Below are 3988 nucleotides of genomic sequence, written 5' to 3' on the forward strand. Positions count from 1 at the left end.
GCATATTTAATGAATGCTTTTAATTCTCAAAAAACCCTGAAAATTTTTATAATTCAAACTAATTCACTACTATTATTGAAAAATAGGAGATAGTAATAAAAATGAAAGAAATAATAAAAAGTATTGTACCATCGACAATGATATCGTCACTGAAAAGATTCAAGAGAGAGTGGATAGATGACTATCAGATAAAATCTTATTCCCAAGAAGGTGAAGATTTAATTCTTAGGGAAATATTTAAACAACAACAAGAAGGTTTTTATGTTGATGTAGGAGCCCACCATCCACAACGTTTTTCCAATACTTATTGGTTTTACAAAAAAGGGTGGCATGGAATAAATATTGATGCTATGCCTGGCAGTATGGTCAAATTTAAAAAAATTAGACCTAGAGATATTAATTTAGAAGTTGCTATTGCTGCAAATGAAAAAGAAATGACTTTTTTTAGTTTTAGTGATCCTGCTATTAATACTTTTGATGAGAAGCTAGCTGCTTTGAGAGTAGAACAAAACTACTCTTTAATTAATCAGGATAAAATCAAGGCGATGCCTTTGCAAAAAATCTTAAAAGATAATCTTCCCAAAGATATAAATATTGATTTTATGTCTATTGATGTGGAAGGATTAGATTTAGAAGTAGTCCAGTCAAATGATTGGCAAATCTTTCGGCCTAGGTGCATTTTAGTGGAATCCCTAAATGCAACTATTAATAAAATAAAAGCAGATCCGATATACAATTTTGCAATCGAACAAAAATATGAACTTTTTGCTAAGACTTGTAGAACTTTAATATTTATAGATGTTAGGTAGTAAATATGAACGATTGGCAAGTAAAAATTCCAGTTGTATTATTAATATTTAACAGACCAGATACAACTGAAAAAGTTTTTGAAGTAATTCGTAAAGCTAAACCTCCTAAACTTTTTGTAGTAGCAGATGGTCCTCGTCCTGACAGACCTGAAGATATAAAAAAATGTGCTGCTGCCAGAGCAATAGTAGACCAGGTAGATTGGGAATGCCAAGTTTTAACTAATTACTCTGAAATGAACTTAAGCTGTCAACATCGCGTATCTAGCGGTTTAAATTGGGTATTTGAAAATGTTGAAGAAGCTATTATTCTGGAAGATGATTGTATTCCCCACATTACATTTTTCCGCTTCTGTGAAGAGCTACTAGAACGCTACCGAAATGACGAAAGAATTATGGTTATTTCTGGTCAAAACGTTCAATTTGGTCGGCAAAGATTTGATTATAGTTACTACTTTTCTCGCTATAATCATTATTGGGGATGGGCAACTTGGAAAAGAGCGTGGAAGTATTTTGATTTTGACATGAAACTCTGGTCTAAAGTTCGAGAAGCTGGTTTGCTTCAAGACATATTAAGAGACCCTCATGTTGTCAAAGTTTGGACTCATGTTTTTGATTCTGTTTATAATGGTAGAGTTAATAGTTGGGGGCAAAGATGGACGTTTGCTTGCTGGATTAATAGCGGTCTAACTATTCTTTCAAATGTTAATTTAGTATCTAATGTTGGAGCAGGTAGATATGATGCTACTCATACTAAGAAAGCGACTCCATACAGCAATATTCCTGCTGAAGAAATGACTTTTCCTCTCAAACATCCAGAGTTGATGATTCGAGATGCGATCGCTGATGATTTTAGTCAAGATTTATGTTTTGATTATCTTCCTACAGTTTGGAAACGGGTTAAACTAAAACTGAAAAAAATATTTAAAAATATCAAGAGATAAATTTAGTATTTTTTAGAGGTGAAAATTACTATTTATATCAGGTTGCATTAATTAACCACAATATAAAAAGGTTGCATACCGAGCTATTGGTAAATCATAAAGATTAAATTTGTTCGGCGATTCTCCCTTGGTTGCCATCACCGGGGTAGGTACAGCCACGTTACCTCTACAGATAAATCATCCCATTAATTAGGGCTTACTGATTAAATTTCAAAGGATTTACAGATAAAGGCTAAAGCATTTTTGGGGTATAAAAAAGTATGAGGTTTTTAGCTTCTTAAGCTCAAAAAGTTAGTATTTTGGGCGGAAAATGCGGAAAAATTGAGGGAAAATTGTTCCGGCTACATACTCTTTAATTCTCCATTCCTCCATTCCTCCTAACTCCTACCCTTACCCATAAGACTTTTTCAGCAAACCCTAATTACCAACGCCCATACTTATAAATATGGCTATTGGTAGTGGTTTATTATAGCTAATTAATGATACTTGAGATGAGGCAGGCTTTGCCTCTTTATATATATGACAAAAACTTGGATTATAAAGTTCAAAAAATACTTTTCCTTGATAGTCTGTATCATTTTAGCTGCTATAATTTTTAGTATAAAATCAGATCGTTTTTTAATCCATTATCAAGGAAGTCCTATGAACTTTCCAAACAACTATGAGTTTGTGAAATACGAACCAGAAAATAACAATCCGGTTGATGAAGATTTAGTTAGTAAAATTATTTATGTCAATCCCAAAAATATTCAAGCTTCAGATACGAATCCGGGAACAGAAGAACTACCACTAAAAACTTTAAATAAAGCAACTGAAATTGCTAGAAAAAACTATCAAAATAATCTTGGTACAAAAGCAATAATTTATCCTGGAATCTATCGAGAAAGTGTAGAGTTAATTATTCAAAGTAACAACTCGAACGTCCCAATAATATTTGAAGCCAAAGAACCAGGAAAAGTAATCGTTTCTGGTTCAGATATCTGGAATAATTGGACTCAATATCAAAACTCAAAAATATATACCCATAACTGGCCTTACAAATGGGAAATTCCTGATAATCCTTGGCCTAATAATGTGGAAGTAACTCCTATAGTTCGGCGAAAAGAAATAGCGTTTATTAACAGTAAGCTGTTAAAGCAAAAACTTTCCTTAGCCGAACTAACAGAAGGAAGTTTTTACATTTCTGATGAAGAAGATAAAATTTATATTTTTCCTGAATTAGGAATAGATATAAATAACAGTATTATTGAAGTTGGAATTCGTAATAGCCTTTTCCTGAGCAAGGGATTCAATAATCTAGTTATTAGAGGTATCACTTTCCAACACGCTAGTTCTAATTTTAGAGACGCTGCTGTTTCCATTCGTTCTGGTAAGAATATATTAGTTGAAAACAGTCAGTTTCTATGGAATAACTGGCAAGGTTTACATATTAGAGATTGCGAAAATCTTATAGTTAGAAAAATAACCGCCAACTATAACGGTCAACGGGGTGTGGGAGGTTATAAATTAAGAAATACTCTTTATGAAGATGTGGAAACTTCTTATAATAATTGGCGAGGTGATTGGGGTGGCTTTTATGGTTGGGATGCAGGTCATAAGTTTTTCTACTTACGAAATGTAACATTTCGTAGATACACAGCAGTTGGTAATATGGCCGCTGGACTTTGGTTGGATTTAGACAATAGCAATGTTTGGATCGATCAAGCATATATTTGTGACAATTTTCATACTGGGTTGTACATTGAAGTAAGTCATCATATTTTGGTAAGTAATAGTAAAATTTGTCGCAATCGTGCCAACCCTGAATCTTTATTTCATCATCCCGGCATATTTGGTTCCAATGCGAGTTATGTTACTTTAGAAAACAATTTAATATGTGGAAATGATCGTTCTCAAATAAAATTTTATCTAAACAATAAACGTGAAATTAAAAATGGCTATACCAAAGATAAATATTTCTTGAATGGTGAAAATTGGGTTTTAAGAAATAACACAATTATTGGTAAAAATTCTAGTCAACTTCTAATTTATTTGCAGCCAACTTGGGAATGGTTTACAGATAGTTGGATTAGTGAAAATAATACCTGGTACAATCCTGATACTTCCAATTCGTTTCAAATTAAAGATAGAGGAAAAGCTAAGAACTTTGAGGATTGGCAATCGATAGTTAGTTTAGATAAGGAATCTGTATTTACTCAACCAGAAGGTAAATTAGATTGTATTTGAGTTGTTTTAAAT

Annotated in this window: 3 protein-coding genes; all 3 read left to right on the plus strand. The window is 32.5% G+C overall.

Going from position 1 to position 3988, the window contains the following annotated elements; all coding sequences use genetic code 11:
• Nucleotides 1–101 precede the first annotated feature (101 nt).
• The 3 genes from AFK68_RS07110 (at nucleotide 102) to AFK68_RS07120 (ending at nucleotide 3976) form a co-directional block, all read left to right on the plus strand.
• Complete coding sequence (locus tag AFK68_RS07110; protein WP_094672154.1) at nucleotides 102–809, plus strand: FkbM family methyltransferase; 708 nt, start codon at nucleotides 102–104, stop codon at nucleotides 807–809.
• A 5-nt stretch (nucleotides 810–814) separates the two neighbouring features.
• The gene (locus AFK68_RS07115) at nucleotides 815–1750 is read left to right on the plus strand and encodes a hemolytic protein HlpA-like protein (protein WP_094672155.1); all 936 of its coding nucleotides are present in this window, start codon (nucleotides 815–817) and stop codon (nucleotides 1748–1750) included.
• A 642-nt stretch (nucleotides 1751–2392) separates the two neighbouring features.
• Nucleotides 2393–3976, plus strand: a complete 1584-nt coding sequence (locus tag AFK68_RS07120; protein ID WP_168186356.1) for a right-handed parallel beta-helix repeat-containing protein — start codon at nucleotides 2393–2395, stop codon at nucleotides 3974–3976.
• The last annotated feature ends 12 nt before the right edge of the window (nucleotides 3977–3988 follow it).

This window comes from Hydrocoleum sp. CS-953, assembly GCF_002260545.1.
In the GTDB taxonomy this organism is placed as follows: domain Bacteria; phylum Cyanobacteriota; class Cyanobacteriia; order Cyanobacteriales; family Microcoleaceae; genus Trichodesmium.

What these genes read in the sequence shown, in the direction of transcription:
- AFK68_RS07110 (WP_094672154.1), top strand. Translation starts at nt 102, where the DNA reads ATGAAAGAAATAATAAAAAGTATTGTACCATCGACAATGATATCGTCA.
- AFK68_RS07115 (WP_094672155.1), top strand. Translation starts at nt 815, where the DNA reads ATGAACGATTGGCAAGTAAAAATTCCAGTTGTATTATTAATATTTAAC.
- AFK68_RS07120 (WP_168186356.1), top strand. Translation starts at nt 2,393, where the DNA reads ATGAACTTTCCAAACAACTATGAGTTTGTGAAATACGAACCAGAAAAT.